Here is a 21,058-nt window from a genome sequence, read left to right on the forward strand (position 1 = left end):
TCAACTTGTTTCGAACGCAGCCCAGATAACACTTAGCGTAGGTCACGACCCGACAAGCTAGCGATCACGCGCCCCCAATCGGGCTCTTCACAAAAGAGAGTGGAGTCGGGGTCTGAAGCCCCCGGTGTCGAGCAGTGCTCGTAGCCGGTAGTGGACAAGGTTCCGGAAGCCGAGGGCGGTGCCGCGTAGGTGTTCCAGTCGGCCGTTGATCGCCTCCGTCGGCCCGTTCGAGGTGCCGGGATGGTCGAAGTAGGCCAAGATGTCGGTGCGGCGGCGTTTCAGTGTCCGTCCCAGCGTGATCACCTCACCCAACGCCTTCGGGACCCCGTGGGAGATCGAGGCGATCAGCGCTGTCATCATCTGCTTGCCGTCGGCCCGTGACGGCTGTCGGTAGGCCTCGATCACCCGCTGGTAGACGCCCCAGGTGGCCTCGACGGCGACGTGGGCGTCGTCGGCGAACACCGCTCCGATCCGGGCAATCTGCCTGTCGGTGAGCAGGCCGGCGCTGGTCCGCAACGCCCGGCGGATGCCGTAGAGCGGGTCACCCGACCGGCCCCGATGCCCGCGGGTGGCCTGCTGGATCCGCTGTCTGGTCTGGTCGAGCTTGTCTCCGGCGAGGGCGACGACGTGGAAGGGGTCCATCACCTCCGCCGCGTCGGGCAGTTCCTCGACAGCGGCGGTCTTGAAGCCAGTGAACCCGTCCATCGCGACGACCTCCACCCGGGCGCGGAACGCTGCGGTCTGGTCGGCGAGCCAGGCCTTGAACACCTTCTTCGAACGTCCCTCGACCATGTCGAGGAGGCGCGCCGGGCCCGTGTGGTCACGGATCGGGGTCAGGTCGATGATCACCGTGACGTAGCGCTCGCCGTGGCGGGTGTGGCGCCACACGTGCTCATCGACCCCGATCACCTCCACCCCGCCCAGACGGGCAGGGTCGGCGATCAACAGCTGGCGGCCTGCGGCGAGGACGGCCTTGTTCGCGGTGTTCCACGCCACGCCCAGCGCCTGGGCGATCCGGGCGACCGACATCCGATCGATCACCAACGCGCGCAAGGCCCACGTCACCGCGTCACGCGACAGCTTCGCCCGCGCCGAGGCGGCCGGCCGCAGGTCCTGGCGCCACACCTTGCGGCACTGCGAGCACCGGTAGCGGCGCACCCGCACGTGCAGGATCGTCGGCCACCAGCCGAACGGGACATGCGCCAGTCGGCGGGTCACCATGTCGCGGGCAGTCCCGCGTTGCCCGCACGCGGGACACACGTCACCGGGCGCGACGACGTGGCAGACCAGAACGGTGTGGTCGGGAGCGACCTGCTGGCCGACCACCGTCAGGCCGAGACGATCGAGGCGGCAGAACTCGTCCAGGCAAGGAGTGGACAGGGGTGACGTAGGCTGGGACATACGGGCCTTGGGCTTGGCGATGACGGCGTAGAGAACCTCCATCTTCCAACCCAGGGCCCTTCTTCACGCCCATGTCCCAGAGTCGGCCCCAGTTCAGTGCGCACCTACACCCTCAACTGCGAAGAGCCCCCAATCGCATCTCTCACGAGAGCTACTCTCCTCGTGATGGCGGGGTCATAGAACCACAAGCAGGGGATGCCATTCCCGTCATGGCGTCAGCTGACCCTGCTGTTTGAGCCCCTGATCTGGTCTTCCGGGTCGTCTGGACGATGTCGCTCTCCGGCAGGTTGGGAGGACTCCTTATCCCTTATCCGCATTTACGTGTTGTCTACGTCTGTCTCCGACAACTCCTCGTGCCCGTCCTCATCCGTGAAGCCGTCGTTCACTCCCGGCGGTTCCCATCCGGCCATGGCGGACAACTTCGCGGCCAGTGTCGCGGGGCGGCCCTCAGCCACATGGGCGTAATGCAGGGCCATCCCAGGCGTGGAGTGGCCGAGGTAGGCCATCGACTCCCGCAGGGTGGCACCGGCCTGGGCGTAGAGCGTCGCCCCAGTGTGTCTCAGATCGTGCCAGCGCAGATCCGGCCGTCCGGCGGCCTCCCGGGCAGGGCCGAACACTCGGCAGACAGGTCCCGAGCGCAGTTGGCCACCCTCAGGGGCAGGAAAAACGAGACCACGCGGGCCGGGTTGAGCGTGTTCAGCAAGGTGCTCCCGCAAGATCGGGACGATGTGGGGCGGGATCGTCACAGTGCGGATACCGGCGTCAGACTTCGGCGGCCCGACCACCGGCACGTATCGCGCTTTGCCGTTGTCGCGAACCCCATCTCGGACCCATTGAACCGAGCGGGTGACACGGATCGTTCCGCCCTTCAGATCAACGTCGGCTCGACGCAACTCGGCCAACTCCCCTAGTCTGAGCCCACACCAGGCCGCCACGTGGACGGCAGCGGCCAACCTGGGTGGCATGTGCTCGGCAATCGTCGCCAACTGGCCGACCGTCGCGGGCACGATCGGGCGCCCAGCGGGACCCTTGCCCCACTTCGGGTGCTGGCAAGGGTTCACCGTCAGCCCGTGCACATTTTCATCATCCACGGCAGCCTGCATGACACGGTGAAGCATCCGGTACCGGTGCGCGTTCCCGGTCGCCCGATCTGGAGGTAGGGCGACGTGCCAGGCAACGACCTCATCAGGAGTGATACCCAGCAACGGCCGGTCACCGAACGTCTTGACGAGGTCGTCAATCAAACGGCGGTACTCATCGCGTGTTCTCGGCTTCAAATCGGCGGCGTTCAGCCATCGGCTGGCGTAATCGCGGAAATTCTCGCGCGTCGGAGCGCTGGCCTGGGGCGGACGCCAGCGGGCGGCGATGATGTCGGCCTCCGTCAATGACAGCCACTTGGACGCGTCGCCGGTGGTCAAGAACGTCGTAGGCGCCTTGTGGCGCAGGCCGTCTGGTCCCTGGTAACTCGCTTGGAACCGACCAGAAGGCAGCTTGCGGATGTTCCCGAACCGGCGGCGCGTCCGCTTGTTGCTTCCGCCGAGCTTCGGCTTGGATCGGTGGCCGTCCAACCGGGCGAGGTCGCCCATGATGACCCTCCCGTTGTTCGAATACGCGTCACGAGCGCAGGCGCCGTGCAACATACGTGCAAGATGCACCCCAATTCTAGCGGCATTTGACTGCTCTCAACTGCACGGTCAATCGGGACAAAACACGGCCTCTACTAGGTAGGATGGAAGACTTGTCAAGCAAACCCGCGAGAACCCGAAAGCGCCTCGAGCCGAACTTCCAAACTGGCTACGCGGGTTCGATTCCCGTCATCCGCTCCACCGTTCCTGTCTTTCTTCTTCTGCGCCCACCAATCGAGCCGCCCGGGCTTTCGCTGGGCCAAGGGCGCGCGGTCGTCCGAGGCTGCCGCGGAGGCCCGGGCTTTCCTCGGATCACCCACACCATCGACTCGGCGCTCGAGGCACGACCAGTCAGATCTTCTGGCCATCCCGCAACGACTCTGCGAGCGCGACGAGGGTCGGGGCGGTGACATCCGCCGGTTGGAGATATCCCGGGTAGGTCGCCCCGTTCCGGTTCAGCCAGGCCGAGCGCAACCCAGCCCGCGACGCGCCATGGGTGTCCCACGGATGCACGGCGACGAGCATCATTTCCTCGGCTCTGACGCCACAGGCCTCTACCGCATAGTCGTACGCCGCTCGGGCCGGCTTCCACACCCCCGCGTCCTCGACCGAGAGCAACGCCTCGAAATCGTCCCGCACCCCGGCCGTCCCGAGGAGCGCCTCGGCGACCGAGGTGGCGCCATTGCTCAAGGTGACCAACCGGAGTCCTTGGTCCTTCAGCGCCCGGATCCCCGCCACAACGTCGGGGTGGACCGGGAGGCGGGTGAACCCGGCCATCACGTACGCCACCGCCTCGTCCAGATCGCGATCGAGGTTCTCCTTGACCAGGAGGCTGTGCAGGACCTCCGTCCCGATGTCCGCGAAGCGCGCGATGTCCCCGGCCGCGGCCAACGCGAACCCTTCCCGCAGGACCGTGGCGAACCACAACCGGGCGAGGTCGGCGGGCGCGCAGATGTCCACGAAACGCTCGGCCATCCCGGACATGTCGGACAGGGTCTCGTTGACGTCGAAGGCGATCACGGAAACCTCGGGTGTCATCATTGCTCCTCGCGGCGGGGCTGTTCCCTCCATCGTCGCGGTCCCCCACGGGCCCCGGCAAGCGTTCGGCGCAGGCTCTGGAGATCCACTCCACCCCTGCGGCAGGATGGCGGGCATGGTGCGATTGCGGATGGTGTCCCCGCGTTCGCCCGGCTGGAGCCGGCGGCGAGCCGGCAAGGGATTCACGTACGTCGACGAGCACGGCGACCGCCTCTCCCCCGAGCAGGTCGAGCGGATCAGGTCATTGGCGATCCCACCCGCCTGGCGGGACGTGTGGATCTGTCCGCGCCCGAACGGTCATCTGCAGGCCGTCGGCACCGACGACGCGGGCCGACGCCAGTACCTCTACCACCCGGTGTGGCGGGAGAAGAAGGACCGAGAGAAGTTCGATCGGGTCCTGGCCGCCGCCGAAACCCTCCCCGAGGCTCGCGCCCGCGTGGCGGAGGACATCCGGCGCAGCGGCATGCCGCTGCTCCGGGCGGACGCGGTCGCCTTCCGGCTCCTCGACCTCGGCTACTTCCGGATCGGCAACGACGCGTACGCGGACGCGCACGGCAGCTTCGGGCTGACCACCCTGCAGCGCCGCCACGTCCACCGCCACGGCGACGAGATGGTCTTCCGCTTCGTCGGCAAGTCGGGCATCGAGCACACGGTGGTCATCGATGACGAGGACGCGATCCGTGCCCTCGAGACGATGCGGCGGCGACGCAGTCCCGGCGATCGGCTGATGGCCTACCGGGAGACGACCGGGTGGCGGGACCTGGACTCCGCCGCGGTCAACAGCTACCTCCGCGACCTCTTCGACGGGGAGCTGACGGCCAAGGACTTCCGGACCTGGCACGCCACCGTCCTCGCCGCCGCAGCGCTCGCCCGCTCCGATGAACCAGGTTCCACCGCGGCGTCCCGGAACCGGGCGATCCGTGCGGCAGTGCTCGAGGCGGCGGGATACCTCGGGAACACACCCACCGTGGCACGCCACTCCTACATCGACCCTCGGGTGATCGACCGCTACGAGAGCGGCACCACCATCGGCGAGGTGGCCTGGGCGGACGATCCGGATCCGGCCATCCGCCAGTCCGCTCTGGAGTCGGCAACCATCGCCCTGCTGCGCGACAGCTGAGCGGGCGTCGGCCATCTCCTGGGGTAGCAGTCACGACGAATCGCCCCCACGGCCACCGCCAAGGGTCCAGTGTGGATCCATGGCACCCGCGACACTCACGTTCCTCGGCGCGGCCGGCACGGTCACCGGCTCGAAGTTCCTTCTGACCCTAGGGGACCGTCGCGTCCTCGTCGACGCGGGGATGTACCAGGGCGAGAAGCGATGGCGCACGATGAACTGGGCCGACTTCCCGATCAACCCCGCCGACATCGACGACGTCGTGCTGACCCACGCCCACATGGACCACTGCGGCTACCTGCCCAAGCTGGTGAAGGACGGTTTCGCCGGGACTGTCTGGGCGACCGAGGGCACCGCCGCCCTCGCCGAGATCGTGCTGCGCGACGCCGGCTACCTGCAGGAGCGCGACGCCGAGCACGCCGAACAGCACGGCTACTCCAAGCACAAGCCGGTCCTGCCCCTCTACACCGAGGAGGACGCGCAACGGGCCCTCACCCACTTCCGGCAGGTGGAGTACGACACCGATGTGTCCTTGGGCGGCGGCGTGGTCTGCCGCTGGACCCGGGCCGGGCACATCCTCGGATCGGCCAGCGTCCGGGTGTCGACGGACCACACCGCCATCCTCTTCTCCGGCGACATCGGCCGCCACGACCACCCCGTACTGCGGCCTCGTTCGACTCCCCAGGGCGCCCCCTTCGTAGTGGTCGAGTCGACGTACGGGGACCGCGAACACCCCGAACCCGAGCGCGCCCACGAGGATTTCGCCCGAGCGATCCGCACCACGGTGGCGCACGGTGGCCAGGTGCTCATCCCGGCCTTCGCCGTCGATCGTACGGAGGTGGTGCTGCAGACCATCGGCGAGATGCAGCGGGACGGCCGCATTCCGGTGGTGCCGATCTACGTCAACAGTCCGATGGCACTGAACGCCTTGCGGGTCTACCGCGATCCCGCCCACCGTGACGAGCTCCGCCCGGACCTGGACGTCGAGGAACTCCTCGGGTTGCCCAACGTCCACGAGACGCCCGATGCGGACAGTTCGCGGGAGTTGATGAGCCTCGACGGACCAGCGATCATCATCTCGTCCTCGGGGATGGCGACCGGCGGCCGCGTGCTGCACCACCTGGAGGAAATGCTGCCCGACCCGCAGAACACCATCATCCTCACCGGTTACCAGGCGAGCGGCACGCGCGGTCGCGCCCTCGAGGAGGGCGCGCGGGAACTCAAGTTGCACGGTCGCTACATCCCGGTCAACGCTCGCATCGTCCGGGATGCCGAGTTCTCCGTCCACGCCGACAGCACGGACCTGATGGACTGGTTGCGCGACCTCGAGCCGGCGCCCGAGACCGTGTTCATCGTCCACGGAGAGGAGGACGCTGCCGCGGCACTGCACGAGCGGATCGCGCAGGAACTGGGCTGGACCTCCGCGGTCGCCCGCTACGGCGAGGTGGTCGTCGTCGAGCCGCGCCACGCCACCGTGCACTGGCACCGCCGTCGGGTCCCTCCGGGGTCTGGTCAGGTGTCATAGGTCACTGCAAGGATGACGGGCATGAGCGAGAACACGATTCCGCAGGGTCGCCCGATCTGGATCGACCTCACCACCAGTGACATCGAGAAGGCCCGCACCTTCTACGGGGACATCTTCGGCTGGACCTTCGAGGACCAGGGCGCCGAGTACGGCAACTACCACATGATCAAGAGTGGGGACGCGTTCGTCGGCGGCATGATGGGCCGGGTGCCCGAGATGCCTGCGGGCCCCGACGCCTGGACCGTCTACCTCGACACCCCGGATGCCCAGGCCACGTGCGACAAGGCGACGCACAACGGTGGGATGGTCCTTGTCCCGCCGATGCAGGTGGGCGGCTCGGGCATCATGGGCCTGATCGCCGACCCGGGCAACTGTGCCACCGGCTTCTGGCAGGCGGCCGACTTCGACGGCATCCAGACGATGGCCGTCGCCGGGGCGCCGTGCTGGTTCGAAATCTTCACCCCGTCGTACGCGAAGAGTGTCGACTTCTATCGCGACGTGTTCGGCTGGAACGTCGTCCCGCTGAGCGACACCGACGAGTTCCGCTACGCCACCAATCAGCTGCCGCCGCAGGACTCGGTCGCCGGCATCATGGAGGCGAACTTCCTCGGCGAGGGCCATCCCGGCTTCTGGCGGACCTACCTCGGTGCCGTCGACGTCGACGCCACCGCCGCCCGGATCGTCGAGGCCGGCGGCTCGATCGTCGAGGCCGCGCAGGATTCGCCGTACGGACGTTTCGCCTCTGTCGCCGACAACCAGGGCGCCAACTTCGTGATCGTCCAGGCCCCCGCGGCCTGACCTGCCCGTCATCCGGCCCGGAGCACCGCCACGGTGTTCCGGGCCGTCGCGTCGTCGACCACCAGGCGGGTGACGACAGCACCCACGGAACAGCACCACCGCACGAGCACGACCGCACCGCCACCAGAAAGTGCACCCACATGAGCAACGACGCCCAGTACGTGATGGCCATCGACCAGGGGACCACGAGTTCCCGGGCGATCATCTTCGACCACTCCGGAGACATCCTCTCCGTCGGGCAGCTGGAGCACGAGCAGATCTTTCCGCAACCGGGATGGGTCGAGCACGATGCAGGGGAGATCTGGGCGAACGTCCGCGAGGCCGTCGGGCAGGCGCTCGCGAGGGCGCAGATCAACCGGCACCAGCTGGCCGCGGTCGGCATCACCAACCAGCGCGAGACCACGGTGGTGTGGGACCGGCATACCGGCGAGCCGATCCATCACGCCATCGTCTGGCAGGACACCCGTACCCAGGAGATCTGCGACCGACTCGCCGCGGACGGCGGGGTCGAGCGGTACCGCTCCCGGACCGGACTGCCCCTGTCCAGCTACTTCGCCGGCCCCAAGGTGACCTGGATCCTGGAGAACGTCCCCGGCGCCCGCGAACGGGCCGAGGCGGGCGACCTGCTGATGGGCACGATGGACACCTGGGTGCTGTGGAACATGACCGGCGGGGTCGACGGTGGCGTCCACCTCACCGACGTCACCAACGCCTCCCGTACGCTCCTGATGGATCTGCGTACGTTGGCGTGGGACCCCCAGATCTGCACCGACCTCGGCATCCCGCTGTCGATGCTGCCGCAGATCCGCTCCTCCGCGGAGGTCTACGGCAAGGGCCGGCCCAACGGGCTGCTCGTCGACACCCCGATCGCCGGCATCCTCGGTGACCAGCAGGCGGCCACCTTCGGGCAGGCCTGCTTCGAGAAGGGCAGCGCCAAGAACACCTACGGCACCGGTTGCTTCCTGCTGATGAACACCGGCACCGAGCCCGTGTTCAGCGACAACGGGTTGCTCACCACCGTCGGCTACAAGATCGGTGACCGCCCCACCCACTACGCGCTGGAGGGATCGATCGCGGTGGCCGGCTCGCTTGTGCAGTGGCTGAGGGACAACCTGCGGATGTTCGACAGCTCCGCCGAGGTCGAGACGCTGGCCTTGGAGGTCCAGGACAACGGCGGCGCCTACCTGGTGCCGGCCTTCTCCGGCCTCTTTGCGCCGTACTGGCGCCCGGAGGCCCGGGGCGCCCTGGTCGGCCTCACCCGCTTCGTCAACCGCAACCACATCGCCCGGGCGGTGCTGGAGTCCACCGCCTACCAGACCCGCGACGTGGTGCGGGCGATGTTCGCCGACTCCGGGGTCGAGCTGACCTCGCTGAAGGTCGACGGCGGGATGGTCGCCAACCGCACCCTGATGCAGTTCCAGGCCGACATCCTCGACGTCCCGGTGGTCCGGCCGAAGGTCGCCGAGACGACCGCTCTCGGGGCCGCCTACGCCGCGGGGATCGCCGTCGGGTACTGGGCCGGCGAGGAGGACGTGGTCGCCAACTGGCAGGAGGGCGAGCGGTGGACCCCGTCGATGGACGCGACCGAGCGGGAACGTCTCTACCGCTGCTGGCAGAAGGCCGTGACCCGCACCTTCGACTGGCTCGACGAGGACACCGGCCGGTGACGGTTGCCGCGGCGCGGCCGCCGCGGACGTGACGATCCCCAACCAGACGATCCCCGGACCAGCCGTGAGGCCGATCCGGGGATCGCATCACCTGCGAGGATCCTCCGTGCTGGTCAGCCCGCGTTGACGGTGGCCTGCTTCACCGCACTCTGCGGCGTCTGGTACTTGTCGATCACCTTCTGGTAGGACCCGTCGTCGATGGCGGCCTGCAGCGCCTTCTGCACGGCGTCCCGCAGCTGGCCGTTGTCCTTGGAGACGGCGATGCCCAGCGGCCCGGCGATCACCTGCTGACCGACGATCTGGAACTTCCCCTTGGACTGCTGGGTGTTGTAGACGGCCACCGGATACTCCTGGATGCCGGCCACCGCGCGCCCCTGCTCCACCTGGAGCATGGCCTCGGACTCCCGATCGAAGGCCATCGTGCTGATCTTGCCCTTGCCGTCCTTCTCGCACTGGGGCGACAGGGTGGAGGTGACGTACTCCTCCTGGGTCGTCCCGCGCTGCAGGGAGATCGTCTTGCCGCACAGGTCGTTCACCGAGTTCAGGGCGTTGGGATTGCCCGCCTTGACGTACATGATCGAGCCGGACAGGTAGTAGTCGACGAAGTCCACCTGCTTCTGGCGCTCCTTGGTGTCGCTCATCGAGGAGATGGCCAGGTCGAAGCGGTGCGACTCGAGCTGGGTGATCAGCCCGTCGAAGGTCGAGTTGTTGAAGACCACCGGCACCCCCAGCTTCGTCCCGAGCAGGTCGCCCAGCTCCTTGTCGAAGCCGATGACGGTCTTGCCGTCGGTGTCGTAGTACTCCATCGGGGCGTACGCGATGTCACTGCCGACCTGGACCGACGCCTTGTCCTTCACGGACTGCGGGAGCGCCGAATACAGCGGCGCGGAGGTGTTGACACCGCCGGGGGTGGCGGACGGCGCGGCCTTCCCGCCGCCACCGCCGCACGCCGCCAGGGTCGCCGCGGCGAGGAGCGCGACGACGGGGGTCAGGACGTGGGTGGAGATCTTCATGCTCGATCCTTCCGGGGTCACCGGGTCACTGCCCGATCACTTCCCGCTGTTGATGGCGGCTTCCTTCACCGCGGACTGCGGCGTGCCGTACTTGTCGAGAAGCTTCGCATACGACCCGTCCGCGATCGCGGCCTGCAGGGCGTCCTTGAGCGCGTCGCGCAGCTGGGTGTCCTGCTTGGAGACGGCGATGCCGAGCGGCGCCGCGGTCACCTGGTCACCGACGGTCTCGTACTTGCCACCCGACTGCTTGGCGCTGTAGACGGCGACGGGATAGTCCTGCAGACCAGCCACGGCGCGATCCTGCTGGATCTGCAGCATCGCCTCGGACTCGTGGTCGAAGGCGAGCACCGAGACCTTGCCCTTGCCGGCCTTCTCGCAACTGGGGTTGAGGTCGGTGGTGACGTAGCCGTCCTGCACGGTGCCGCGCTGCAGGGCGATGGTCTGCCCGCACAGGTCGTCGACGGACTTCAGCGCGTGCGGGTTGCCGGCCTTGACGATCATCACGGTGCCGGACAGGTAGTAGTCGACGAAGTCGACCTCCTTCTGCCGTTCCGCGGTGTCGCTCATGGCAGTGATCGCGACGTCGAAGCGCTTGGAGTTCACCTGGGTGATCAGGCCGTCGAAGGTCGCATTGTTGTACGCGAAGGGCACCCCGAGCTTGCCTGCCAGCAGGTCGCCGAGGTCCTTGTCGAAGCCGATGACGGTCTTGCCGTCGGCGTCGAAATACTCCATCGGGGCGTACGCGGCATCGGTACCCACCTGGACCGAGCCCTTGTCCTTGATCGCCTGCGGCAGCTTCGCGTACAGCGGCGCGGCGGTGTTCACGGAGGTCGGGGCGGCCGAGGTGCCGGCCGCCGGGGCCGGGGATCCGGCGCAGGCCGCCAGTCCGCCCGCCATCGCCAGAGCCGTCAACGATGCCAGTACCCGGGTCGTGGTCTTCATCGAGGTGTCCTTCCACGCATCCGGGATGTCCGGCGTTGCGCGAGACGAGATTACCGAGCCCGATCGGGCCTTCGTCGCCCGCCCCCACCAATGGACGGACCATTCCTTCACCCGAGTCGGGCGGGAGGCGCCTTCGTGGTGTCCGGCCGATGGGGCCGGCGACGACCGCGGCGGCGCGGCGACGGCCCGGACGCGCGGATCCGGGCCGTCGTCACCCCTAGAGCACCTTCGACAGGAAGGCCTGCGTCCGCGGCTCCCGCGGATTGCTGAGGACATCGGCGGGTAGCCCCTCCTCGACGATCACCCCGCCGTCCATGAACGCCAGGTAGTCGCCGACCTCGCGGGCGAAGCCCATCTCGTGGGTGACGACGACCATCGTCATCCCGTCCTCCGCGAGTTGCTTCATCACGCCGAGAACGTCGCCGACGAGCTCGGGGTCGAGGGCGGACGTCGGCTCGTCGAAGAGCATCAGTTCGGGCTTCATGGCGAGGGCCCGAGCGATGGCGACGCGTTGCTGCTGACCGCCGGACAGCTTGCCGGGGTAGGCGTACGCCTTGTCCGGCAACCCGACCCGTTCCAGCAGTTCCAGCGCTTCGGCGCGGGCCGTGGCCGCGGGGACCCGGCCGACCCGGGTGGGCGCTTCGACGATGTTCTCCAGCACGGTCATGTGCGGGAAGAGGTTGAAGCGCTGGAAGACCATGCCGATGCCCTGGCGCTGCTGGGCGATCTCCTTGTCCCGCAGCTCATGGAGCTTCCCGTCGCGCTCCTTGTAGCCCACGAGATGACCGCGGACCCGCAGGGTGCCCCCGTTGATCCTCTCCAGGTGGTTGATGCAACGCAGGAACGTGGACTTGCCCGATCCGGAGGGACCGATCAGCACGGCGACCTCGCCGCGGGTCACGTCCATGTCGATGCCCTTGAGCACCTCGAGCGATCCGAAGCGCTTCTTGACCCCGCGCGCCTCGACGATGACCTCCCGGGCCGGCGAACCGGCCGGGCTCTCCCTGACCGGCGGGACGCCGGGAACCTTCTGCTCGCTCATTCCTGCCTACCGAACTTGAGGTTGCGCTTCACGGCCGCCAGCGGCCCGCCGTCACGGCCGGACTCCTGGTCGGAGCGGTTGAAGTACCGCTCCAGGTAGTACTGGGCGATAGAGAACACCGTCGTCAGGATCAGGTACCAGGCCGAGACGGTGAGCAGCATCTCGATCACCTGCAGGGTGTTGGAGTAGATCCGCACCGCCGCCTGGAGCAGTTCCAGGTACTGGATCGAGTACGCCAACGACGAGGTCTTCAGCATGTTGATGAACTCGTTGCCGGTCGGCGGGATGATGACCCGCATCGCCTGGGGCAGCACGATACGTCGCATCGTGTGCGTACGGGACATGCCGAGCGCGCTGGCGGCCTCGATCTGGCCCTTGTCCACCGACTGGATGCCCGAGCGGACGATCTCCGCCATGTAGGCGCCCTCGTTGATGCCGAGGCCGAGCAGGGCTGCCGTGAACGGCGTCATCACGGCATTCATCGCGATCCCGGTCCCCGGGATGGTGGGGAAGACCAGCGACAGGTTGTACCAGATCATCAGCTGCACCAGCACCGGGGTGCCGCGGAACAGCCAGATGTAGAACTCGGACACGCCGCGGGTGACCCAGTTGTCGGACTGGCGCATGACGGCGACGAGGATGCCGAGAGCGACGCCGACCACCTGGGCGAGGACGCTGATCAGGAGGGTATTGCCCATCCCCTTCAGGACCTGCTGCTGGAAGAAGTACTTGGGCGGCACAGTCCAGTCGATGCTCGCCTGCGAGAAGGCCCACAGCAGCAGGGCCAGCAGGACCAGGACGACGCCGGCCCCGACCCACCGCCAGGGATGGCGGACCGGGACGGCGACGATGTCCCCGTTCATCGGGGTGCCGGGCCCATCAGTGCGGGCACCGGAAGCGACTGAGGTGGGCACGGGTCACTTGCCTGCGTTGATCGTGGCCTTGTCGATGGCGCCCTGCGGGGTGTCGTACTTGTCGATCAGCTTCTTGTACGACCCGTCGTCCATCGTCGCCTGCACGGCCTGCTGCAGGGCGTCTCGCAGCTGGGTGTCGGACTTGCGCACGGCGATGCCGAGGGGGTTGGCGATCACCTGGTCACCTGCCGTCTCGTACGCCCCGTTGGACTGCTTCACGTTGTACGCCGCCACCGGGTAGTCCTGCATGCCGGAGTCGGCCCGGCCCTGCTTCAACTGCAGCAGCGCCTCCGACTCGGTGTCGAAGGCCAGCAGGTTGAGCGGCTTGCCCGTCGACTGGCACTTCGGCTGCACGGTGCCCTGCAGGTAGTCCCACTGGGTGGTGCCGCGCTGGACGGCGACGGTCTTGCCGCACAGGTCGTCGACGGTCTTGATGCCCTTGGGGTTGCCCTTCTGCACGAGCATCACCTCGCCGGCCTGGTAGTAGTCGACGAAATCGACCTGCTTCTGCCGCTCGGGGTTGTCGGTCATCGCGGAGACGATGGTGTCGAGACGGTTGGAGTTGAGCTGGGTGATCAGGCCGTCGAAGGTCGTCCCGTTCCAGACGAAGGGCACGCCGAGCTTCTGCGACAGCAGGTCGGTGAACTCCTTGTCGAAGCCGATGACCGTCTTGCCGTCCGTGTCGTAGTACTCCATGGGCGCGTACTCGATCGAGGCACCGACCTGGATGTTGCCCTTGTCCTTGATCGCCTGCGGCAGCTTCGCGTAGAGCGGCGCCGCGGTGTTGAGCGCGGGGGACGCAGCGGAGGCACTGCCGCCGGCCTTGGGCGTACTCGATCCTCCGCCGCAGGCCGCCATCGTGCCGGTCACCGCCAGTGCGGCGGCGACGGCGATGAGTCGTGCCATCTTCTTCATCGGCTTTCCCTTCCAGTGGAACCAGGCTCGAGGCCCTGCGGGTCTCCTCGCTCGGGACATGCTAGTGGACTCGTATCACAGTCCTGTGTCCGCACAGCCGATCGGGAACCCTGCGAGCTCCCCACCACGGGCACTCCTCACCACGACTGGGCCAGGATCAGCGGCAGAAGCACCTGTGCAGCGTACGTGGGGGCGTCGGGAGGCAGGAGATCGGCGATCGCCCCCGGCGGGAATGCGTCACCGGATCCGGCGAACTCGACGAGGTCTGCCAGCAGCCGCCTGGTCGTGCGGTCGGCGAGCTCGGCCGGGCCCACTGCCCACTCAGCCTCGAGCTCCCCCGCCGCGCGCTCGTCGAGCATCCGCAGCAGCAGGACCTCCCTGGCGATGTCGCGGGGATCACCACCGCCGGGTGGATGTCCCGGCAGGCCACCGCCGAGGCGACGCCCCAGCCAGCGCGCCGACTCCCGTAACGCCGCGTCCCACCGGCCCGCCCCGAGGACCAGGGCGTACTCCACCCGGACATGGCGCGCGATCGGCTGCCCCTCGGAGTCGAAACCCGTCACGCAGAACGCCGCTGCCCGGGCCAGCGCAGCCGCCGGACGGGACGGATCGGAGCCGGCGGCTGCGAGGGTCGTCACCAGGTTCATCGCCGCGACCGCCCCCAGCGGCCGAGGGGCGAGGGTCTCCACCAGGTCCGCGGCACGCTCGAGCCAGTGCCTCTCGCCGGTGGCGGCATGCAGGCCGAGGCAGGCCAGGACCGCTTCGGGGTCCGCCTGCTCACGCAGCGGGCCGGCCATCGAGGCCTCCGCCACGTCGAGCGCGCCGACGGGGTCACCGACCCCCGGTCCGGCGAGGGCGGCGAGGACGACGGCGGCGGCCGTCGTCGAGCCGAGCAGGTCCCGGCGGCCCTGTCCCACGGCGCCGGCCTCGGCGAGCAGCACGTCGGCCGAGGATTGCAGCACCCGGTCGAGCGGTTCCGCCCAGTGCGCCTCGACCAGGGAGGTGCCCCGCGCGGAGTTGAGACGTACGGTCGCCCGGTGGCGGCCGTCACCGGGGAGGACCTCTACGGTGTCCCCCACCAGATCGACCTCCAGGGATCCGTCGTCATCGACGGCCTGGTCGAGGTCGTCGATCACCAGCGGAACGGTGTCGGGAAGGTCTGCCACGACGGGCCACCACGGCGGCAGCACGGCCGCGGCCGCCTGATGGTCCGGCAGCCAGCCGGCCTGCCAGTGCCACAACCGGCGCTCGTCGGTCTCCCACCGGGAGGAGGGACCCAGTTCGAGGAAGTCCGGGTCCTGGGTGGCCCCCTGCCGCTGGCGGACCACCAGCAGCGGACCGTCGCCCCGTGGGGCGACGATCCAGGCCGCCTCCGCACCCGCACTCCAGATCCACGCCTCGCAGTCCCGGGCAGGCACCAGGCGCAGCCGTACCGAGCCAGCACGAGGCGCCCCCGAGCTGTTCACGGCCACGATGCGCTGGTCCCAGCCGGCCAGCACGGTGTGCCGTACGTCGAGCTGGATCGGACCCCCCTGGTGAACCTCGACCTCGTCCTCGTCCAGCACGACGAGGGGGTCGGTGACGGCGGCGCCGGCGACCTGCACCTCCAGCCCGGCCAGATAGGGACCCCATCGGTCGTGCACGAGCGACACCAGGGTGCCGTCCTCGTCGAAGGAGAGGACCGCCTCACCCCAGCGCAGCTCGTGGGCAGCCATCTCAGCGTCCCTGCTGGCAGGCCGGGCACCAGAAGAGGTTGCGGCCGGCCAGGTCGCGCTGCCGCACCGCAGCGCCGCAGACCAGGCATGGCTCCCCCGCTCGGCGATAGACGTAGACCTCGCCGCCGTGGTCGTCGACCCGCGGGGGTCGTCCCATCGCCTTGGGGGTGTGCTCCGGGCGGACCGTGTCGATCCGGCCGAGGCGCTTGCCCTCGGCCATCAGTGCGACCAGGTCGGCCCAGATCCGCTGCCAGGTCGCCGGCGAGACACCGTCGGCGGGCGCCAGCGGGTCCAGACCGAGCCGGAACAGGACCTCGGCGCGGTAGACGTTACCCACGCCCGCGAGCACCGACTGGTCGAGCAGCACGGCGGCGAGCGGGCGGTGTGAGCGGCTGAGACGGTCGAGGGCCCGCGCGGGTTCGGCGCACGGGTCGAGGGGGTCGGGCCCCAGCCGGGCGATCATCGTGCGCTCGGCTTCCGGGCCGGTGAGCCGGCAGCCCTGGGGCCCGCGGAGATCGGCGACGTGCTCCGGGGTGGCGATCCGGAGTCGGACCTGGCCGACGACCGGGTGGGGCGCCTCCACGGTCATCCGGCCGATCAGTCCAAGGTGGATGTGGATGACCCGCTCGTCGTCGAACTCGACGAACAGGTGCTTGCCCACGGCGCGGGCCCGTTCCACCCGACGTCCGTCGAGAAGGAGCGCCTCGGACGCGAACCGCCCCTGCGGGCTGCTGACGGCGACCTGGCGCCCGGCGAAAGCCGCGGTCAGGTCGTCGGCGAGCCGGTGCAGGACATGGCCCTCGGGCACCCGTCACCTCCTGTCTGGGCCACCGCTCGGTGGCGCCACTCCAGGCTAGTCGTCTGTCGGTGCGACGAGGCGAACGCGACGGTCAAGGACCCCACCCAGATCCTCACCAGCTGAGCGTTCGCACTGTCGATGCCCGTCTAGGCTTGTCCCATGTCACCACGACAGGGCGATCCCACGCCGCCGCCGTCGGGGGACGATCAGGCGTCCCGCCCCGGGCCACGGGTGGCCGGCGCCCGGCGGCGTCGCAACAACCCGGACCGTACGGGGGCCGCGGCCGTGCCCTCCTCGCCGGAGGCGTCACCGACCGCCGATCGGGACGTGCCACTCCCCCACGATTTCGGGCGTGACGGGACCTCGGGGCTGGTCACCCATGACCGCGCGTTGAGGGCCCGGGAAGTCTCCCGGCCGCGCCCCGAGGACGACGCGGAGGCAGTCGCCGGGGCCGAAGCGATGCTGCGACGGCTCGGTCGTCGGCGCTGACGCCACGAGTGCCCCGTCGGGCTCAGCGAGCGGCCTCGTACGCGGTGAGCTTGTCGATCCGGCGCTGATGGCGCTCATCCCCGGAGAAGGGGGTGGCCAGGAAGGCACGGACCATGGCCAGAGCGAAATCCGGCTCGTGCTGGCGGGCGCCGATGGAGATCACGTTGGCGTCGTTGTGCTCGCGGCCGAGCTCGGCGATAGCGATGTTCCAGGCGAGGATACATCGGATCCCTGGCACCTTGTTGGCCGCGATGCTCTCGCCGTTGCCTGACCCGCCGATGACGATGCCCAGAGTGCCCGGCTCGGCCGCCACCGCCTGGGCCGCCGGCAGGCAGGTGTCCGGGTAGTCGTCCTGGGCGTCGTATTCCAGGGCACCGTGGTCCACCACGTCGTGGCCATCGGCGATGAGGGCGCCGAAGAGGTACTTCTTCAACTCGTATCCGGCATGGTCGGTGGCAATGTGAACCCGCATGGCGCCAGACTATGGCCTCCTTCCCCCACGCGGGCCCGGTCGGCGGCCGGCCGCACACGGTCAGGCTCGCCGTGCATGGAAGCAGCGGGTCCGGCCACCGCGCCCCGACGGCCGAGCAGCACGACGGCCGCCCACCCCGTCAGGGGTGGACGGCCACAGTCGAGCAGCTGATCAGAGCTTGAGCTTGCCCAGCAGCACCAGGACCACCCCGAGCAGCAGCAGGGCGACGATCACCAGGATCACCAGGTAGCCGACGACACGACCGAGCCAGTAGCCACGCTGCAGGCGGGCGTTCCACCGGTAGGCGGCACCGAGGGCGATCTCGCCCTGGGCCCGCAGAGCGGAGTTCCAGCCGGTCACCGAGGCGATACCGGTGAGGGCGAACGGGATGACCCACCACGCCCCCTTCGCCACGAAGTAGACGACCGCAGTGATGATGGCGAGCACGGCCCCGGCGACACTCGCCGCGAACGAGAGCGAGGAGGACGGGTGGTCCTCGGTCGCCTCCGGAAGGGGCTTGCCGGCATGGAGGGCGGCCAGCTCGCGCGCCCTCAGTGCCGAGGGCGAGCCCAGCTCGGACTGTGGCTTGCGCGACGTCTCCCGGTGGAAGAACGCCGCCGTCGCGGCGATCAGACAGACGATCATCGTGAAGATGGCGGCGGGTTGCCAGTTGGCGTAGTTCTGCGTGGTCTTCCCCGCCGTCGTCACCGAGCCCTGGAGCAGCAGGATGATGGAGGGCGCGAAGCCACCCAGGGCGAACCCGAACTGGGTGGAGACGGCCATCCCGGAGACGCGCACCTTGGTCTCGAACTGTTCCGAGAAGATGCCCATGCCCGAACCGCTGTAGCCCGAGTAGACGATGCCGAGGGTCAGGATGCCCCAGAAGAAGATCATCGGGACGTTCTTGTTCAGGACCGCGATGATGAACGGCCAGATCAGGATGGCACAGCCGATGGCGCCGAAGAGGTAGACCGGCTTGCGGCCGATCTTGTCGGTCAGCCAGCCGAAGCCGAGGATCACCCCCAGCGCCACGATGTTCGCGACGATCTGCATGGTGAGGATCGTGGTGCGGTTGATCCCCAGACCCGTGCCGTAGTTCAGCGCGTAGATCGACATCACCGTGGACACCACGGAGATGAAGCAGGTGATCAGGACGCGGATGACGCTGGGCAGATAGAACCAGCTCAGCCACCTGAACGGGGGCACGTCCTCCACCGCGAGCCCGAGGTGGTGGGCCTTGCGGTCGGCGGCGATCCTCGCGTGGGCGGCCTCCTGCTCGAGTTCGGCCTCGTGAGCCTCCTCGGCCTGCTTCTCCGCCTGGAACTCCGGGGTCTCCTCGACCGACTTGCGGACCCACCAGGCGAGGATCATCACCAGGACCGAGGCGAGGAACGGCAGGCGCCAGGCCCAGCCGTACAGCACGTTGTCCGGCAGCGCCGCGAGTGGCAGGAAGACGGCGGTGCCCAGGATGAACCCGAGCTGGGTGCCGCCGAGGGTGAAGGAGGACCAGAAGCCTCGGGTCCTGTCGGTGGAATGCTCGAGCACCATGGTCGTGGCGGAGGACTGCTCACCGGCCACGGCGAAGCCCTGCGCCATCCGGAGGATGACCACGAGGACGGGTGCCCACCAGCCGATCATCGAGTAGGTGGGCAGGATGCCGATCAGGAAGGTGGCCGCCCCCATGCCGAACAAGGTGATGTAGAGCACGAGCTTGCGGCCGTAGCGGTCACCCAGGTGGCCCATCACGAACGAACCCAGCGGCCGGATCAGGTAGGCCACACCGAAGGAGGCGGTCGACATGATGTTGGCCTGGAAGGCGTTGTGCGGGTCGTACATGATCTTCGGAAAGATCAGCGCTGCGGCGGTGCCGTAGACGAAGAAGTCGTAGTACTCCAAGGCGCTACCCAGCCAGGCGGAGAACGCTGCCTTGGCCACCATTCCCCGCGTCTTTGTGGGGGTGGTGAGAGCCGAAGAACTCATCGGATGCCTTTCTGATCCGGTTGAGGTAACGCAGCCGACGCTGTTGTCGGCTGCGCGGGGAAGGCACCGGTCCGGCGGGCTGTTCCGCCGATCCCGGGCAGGTGAGCCATCCGAGGATCATGCTCACGTACTGGTCGATGTCGTGTTCGAGGCGCTCGGGGTCGCGCAGCGCCACCCCGAACAGCTTGTGGATGGTGGTCTCGTTGGTGATCCGGTAGATCGCCAGCGCAGAGACGGCGATGTGCAGGTCGAAACCCTTGACGTCCGCGAGGAAGACGCCCTGGGACCGGCCGCGGTCCAGGATCCCGTCGAGGAGGTCGACGATCGCCGCGCTGCTGTGGTGGTCGGGGTCGATATGCCCGCCACCCAGGACGTTCTCGGTGCGGACCAGGAACGCCAACTCCGGGTGGGCCTCGTGATAGCGCAGGGTCTGGGACACGTACGCGGCGACAGCCTCCCGGGGAGACCTGTCAGCGAGGTGCAACTCCGCCTCGAAGGCGCGGATGCTGTCGTACGCTCGTTCCAGACAGGCCGCGAAGACGCCGTCCTTGCTGCCGAAGCAGTAGTAGATCATCCGCTTCGTGGTCGCCGTCTCGGCGGCGATCTCGTCCACCCGGGAACCGAAGTACCCGCGGCGCTGGAAGTGCTCGGTCGCCACGCGCAGGATGTCGTCCTTGGTCCGGCCCAGATCCCGGGACGGTGCGGCCTCGGCCGCCGTCATTACGCCTTTCCCTTCGCTTCCACCAGGCGGTCGAACGCCTCGTACATGCGCTCGGCATCGGGCTCGACACCGGTGAACACCCGGAACGCCTCCGCGGCCTGCTCGACGGCCATCCCGCCGCCGGTGAGCGTGCGGCAGCCGACCTCCCGGGCGCTGGCGATCAGCGGGGTCTCCAGCGGCAGGTAGACGCAGTCGGCCACCCACATTGCGGGCCGCAGCAACTCGGCCGGGACGCAGGAACCCTCCTGGTGCCCGGTCATGCCGTAGGTGGTGGCGTTGATGACACCATCGGCCGAGGCGAGGGCCGCCGCCAGGTCGGTCCCCAACTGGACCTTCTGCGGACCGAAGAGCTTGCCCATCCGCTCGACGAGCGCGGCGCCCCGCTCCGGGTCGACCTCGAAGACTGTCAGCTTCTCGACGCCCAGGTCGAGCATGCCGTACGCCACGGCGGATCCGGCACCACCGGCGCCCATCAGGACCACGTCGGCGTACGCGGCACCGGGCAGATTCCGGCTGAACGAGTGCGCGAAGCCGCACCAGTCGGTGTTGTGCCCGATGGCCTGGCCGTCCCGGAACACCACCGTGTTGACCGCGCCCAGCGCCGTGGCCCGCTCGGAGAGGCCGTCGAGCAGCGGGATCACCGACTGCTTGCAGGGGGCGGTGATGTTGAGGCCGGTGAACCCCAGCCGCCGGGCCCAGACCAGGATCTCGGCGAGATCCTCGGGGCCGACGTCCAGCACGGCCAGGTCGATCGGGCGGTAGGCGATGGACATCCCGTTGGCCGGGCCCGCCATCTCGTGCATGGGCGGCGTGAACGACGCCGAAATACTGTCACCGACCAGCCCCAGCATGTGGGTCACCGGCTTGACACCCTCGAACATGTGC

The 21,058-nt window shown here is 68.6% G+C and carries 19 protein-coding genes; 5 read left to right on the plus strand and 14 right to left on the minus strand.

Translation table 11 applies throughout. The features are described from left to right. Positions 1 to 87: 87 nt before the first annotated feature. The 3 genes from Rai3103_RS00085 to Rai3103_RS00095 all read right to left on the minus strand — a co-directional run bounded on the left by Rai3103_RS00085 (position 88) and on the right by Rai3103_RS00095 (position 4,067). Positions 88 to 1,401 (minus strand): ISL3 family transposase, encoded by a 1,314-nt coding sequence (locus Rai3103_RS00085; protein WP_153573528.1) that lies wholly within the window; start codon positions 1,399 to 1,401, stop codon positions 88 to 90. A gap of 317 nt (positions 1,402 to 1,718) precedes the next feature. Beyond that, the gene (locus Rai3103_RS00090) at positions 1,719 to 2,987 is read right to left on the minus strand and encodes a tyrosine-type recombinase/integrase (protein WP_194793194.1); all 1,269 of its coding nucleotides are present in this window, start codon (positions 2,985 to 2,987) and stop codon (positions 1,719 to 1,721) included. Positions 2,988 to 3,377: 390 nt separating this feature from the next. Beyond that, on the minus strand, positions 3,378 to 4,067 hold the full coding sequence (locus Rai3103_RS00095; RefSeq protein ID WP_153570856.1) for a haloacid dehalogenase type II: 690 nt from the start codon (positions 4,065 to 4,067) through the stop codon (positions 3,378 to 3,380). A gap of 112 nt (positions 4,068 to 4,179) precedes the next feature. Here Rai3103_RS00095 and Rai3103_RS00100 point away from each other — a divergent pair, with 112 nt between their 5' ends. The 4 genes from Rai3103_RS00100 (at position 4,180) to glpK (ending at position 9,171) form a co-directional block, all read left to right on the plus strand. Beyond that, positions 4,180 to 5,184 carry a DNA topoisomerase IB gene (locus Rai3103_RS00100; RefSeq protein WP_153570857.1) on the plus strand — a complete coding sequence of 335 codons (1,005 nt, stop codon included), beginning with the start codon at positions 4,180 to 4,182 and terminating at the stop codon, positions 5,182 to 5,184. A 79-nt stretch (positions 5,185 to 5,263) separates the two neighbouring features. Then, the gene (locus tag Rai3103_RS00105) at positions 5,264 to 6,706 is read left to right on the plus strand and encodes an MBL fold metallo-hydrolase RNA specificity domain-containing protein (protein ID WP_153570858.1); all 1,443 of its coding nucleotides are present in this window, start codon (positions 5,264 to 5,266) and stop codon (positions 6,704 to 6,706) included. Between the two features lie 21 nt (positions 6,707 to 6,727). Then, a complete protein-coding gene (locus Rai3103_RS00110; RefSeq protein ID WP_194793195.1) occupies positions 6,728 to 7,504 on the plus strand; it encodes a VOC family protein in 777 nt (258 codons plus the stop codon). A 140-nt stretch (positions 7,505 to 7,644) separates the two neighbouring features. Beyond that, positions 7,645 to 9,171 carry a glycerol kinase GlpK gene (glpK, locus tag Rai3103_RS00115; RefSeq protein WP_153570860.1) on the plus strand — a complete coding sequence of 509 codons (1,527 nt, stop codon included), beginning with the start codon at positions 7,645 to 7,647 and terminating at the stop codon, positions 9,169 to 9,171. Positions 9,172 to 9,284: 113 nt separating this feature from the next. Here glpK and Rai3103_RS00120 read toward each other — a convergent pair whose 3' ends face one another. The 7 genes from Rai3103_RS00120 to Rai3103_RS00145 all read right to left on the minus strand — a co-directional run bounded on the left by Rai3103_RS00120 (position 9,285) and on the right by Rai3103_RS00145 (position 16,520). Continuing rightward, positions 9,285 to 10,184, minus strand: coding sequence for an ABC transporter substrate-binding protein (locus Rai3103_RS00120; protein WP_153570861.1), 900 nt, complete (start codon positions 10,182 to 10,184; stop codon positions 9,285 to 9,287). Between the two features lie 36 nt (positions 10,185 to 10,220). Next, positions 10,221 to 11,126 (minus strand): ABC transporter substrate-binding protein, encoded by a 906-nt coding sequence (locus tag Rai3103_RS00125; protein WP_194793196.1) that lies wholly within the window; start codon positions 11,124 to 11,126, stop codon positions 10,221 to 10,223. Between the two features lie 217 nt (positions 11,127 to 11,343). Beyond that, positions 11,344 to 12,168, minus strand: a complete 825-nt coding sequence (locus Rai3103_RS00130; protein WP_153570863.1) for an amino acid ABC transporter ATP-binding protein — start codon at positions 12,166 to 12,168, stop codon at positions 11,344 to 11,346. Continuing rightward, positions 12,165 to 13,082, minus strand: a complete 918-nt coding sequence (locus Rai3103_RS16835) for an amino acid ABC transporter permease (protein ID WP_228489029.1) — start codon at positions 13,080 to 13,082, stop codon at positions 12,165 to 12,167. The genes Rai3103_RS00130 and Rai3103_RS16835 overlap by 4 nt, the downstream gene beginning before the upstream one ends. 3 nt (positions 13,083 to 13,085) lie before the next feature. Then, the gene (locus Rai3103_RS16840; RefSeq protein WP_194793197.1) at positions 13,086 to 13,997 is read right to left on the minus strand and encodes an ABC transporter substrate-binding protein; all 912 of its coding nucleotides are present in this window, start codon (positions 13,995 to 13,997) and stop codon (positions 13,086 to 13,088) included. A gap of 137 nt (positions 13,998 to 14,134) precedes the next feature. Beyond that, the gene (locus tag Rai3103_RS00140) at positions 14,135 to 15,712 is read right to left on the minus strand and encodes a hypothetical protein (RefSeq protein WP_153570864.1); all 1,578 of its coding nucleotides are present in this window, start codon (positions 15,710 to 15,712) and stop codon (positions 14,135 to 14,137) included. Position 15,713: 1 nt separating this feature from the next. Further along, complete coding sequence (locus tag Rai3103_RS00145) at positions 15,714 to 16,520, minus strand: Fpg/Nei family DNA glycosylase (protein ID WP_153570865.1); 807 nt, start codon at positions 16,518 to 16,520, stop codon at positions 15,714 to 15,716. Positions 16,521 to 16,670: 150 nt separating this feature from the next. Here Rai3103_RS00145 and Rai3103_RS00150 point away from each other — a divergent pair, with 150 nt between their 5' ends. Then, on the plus strand, positions 16,671 to 17,000 hold the full coding sequence (locus Rai3103_RS00150) for a hypothetical protein (RefSeq protein WP_153570866.1): 330 nt from the start codon (positions 16,671 to 16,673) through the stop codon (positions 16,998 to 17,000). A gap of 22 nt (positions 17,001 to 17,022) precedes the next feature. On the opposite strand, the gene Rai3103_RS00155 is transcribed toward Rai3103_RS00150, so the two are convergent. From Rai3103_RS00155 to Rai3103_RS00170, 4 genes are all read right to left on the minus strand, one after another. After that, the gene (locus Rai3103_RS00155) at positions 17,023 to 17,472 is read right to left on the minus strand and encodes a ribose-5-phosphate isomerase (protein WP_153570867.1); all 450 of its coding nucleotides are present in this window, start codon (positions 17,470 to 17,472) and stop codon (positions 17,023 to 17,025) included. Between the two features lie 171 nt (positions 17,473 to 17,643). Then, positions 17,644 to 19,410 (minus strand): MFS transporter, encoded by a 1,767-nt coding sequence (locus tag Rai3103_RS00160; protein ID WP_153570868.1) that lies wholly within the window; start codon positions 19,408 to 19,410, stop codon positions 17,644 to 17,646. Beyond that, positions 19,373 to 20,173, minus strand: a complete 801-nt coding sequence (locus tag Rai3103_RS00165) for a TetR/AcrR family transcriptional regulator (RefSeq protein ID WP_153570869.1) — start codon at positions 20,171 to 20,173, stop codon at positions 19,373 to 19,375. Before Rai3103_RS00165 ends, Rai3103_RS00160 begins: the two co-directional genes overlap by 38 nt. Next, complete coding sequence (locus Rai3103_RS00170; protein WP_153570870.1) at positions 20,173 to 21,054, minus strand: shikimate dehydrogenase; 882 nt, start codon at positions 21,052 to 21,054, stop codon at positions 20,173 to 20,175. The genes Rai3103_RS00165 and Rai3103_RS00170 overlap by 1 nt, the downstream gene beginning before the upstream one ends. Between the last annotated feature and the right edge of the window lie 4 nt (positions 21,055 to 21,058).

The organism is Raineyella fluvialis, from assembly GCF_009646095.1.
Lineage (GTDB): Bacteria > Actinomycetota > Actinomycetes > Propionibacteriales > Propionibacteriaceae > Raineyella > Raineyella fluvialis.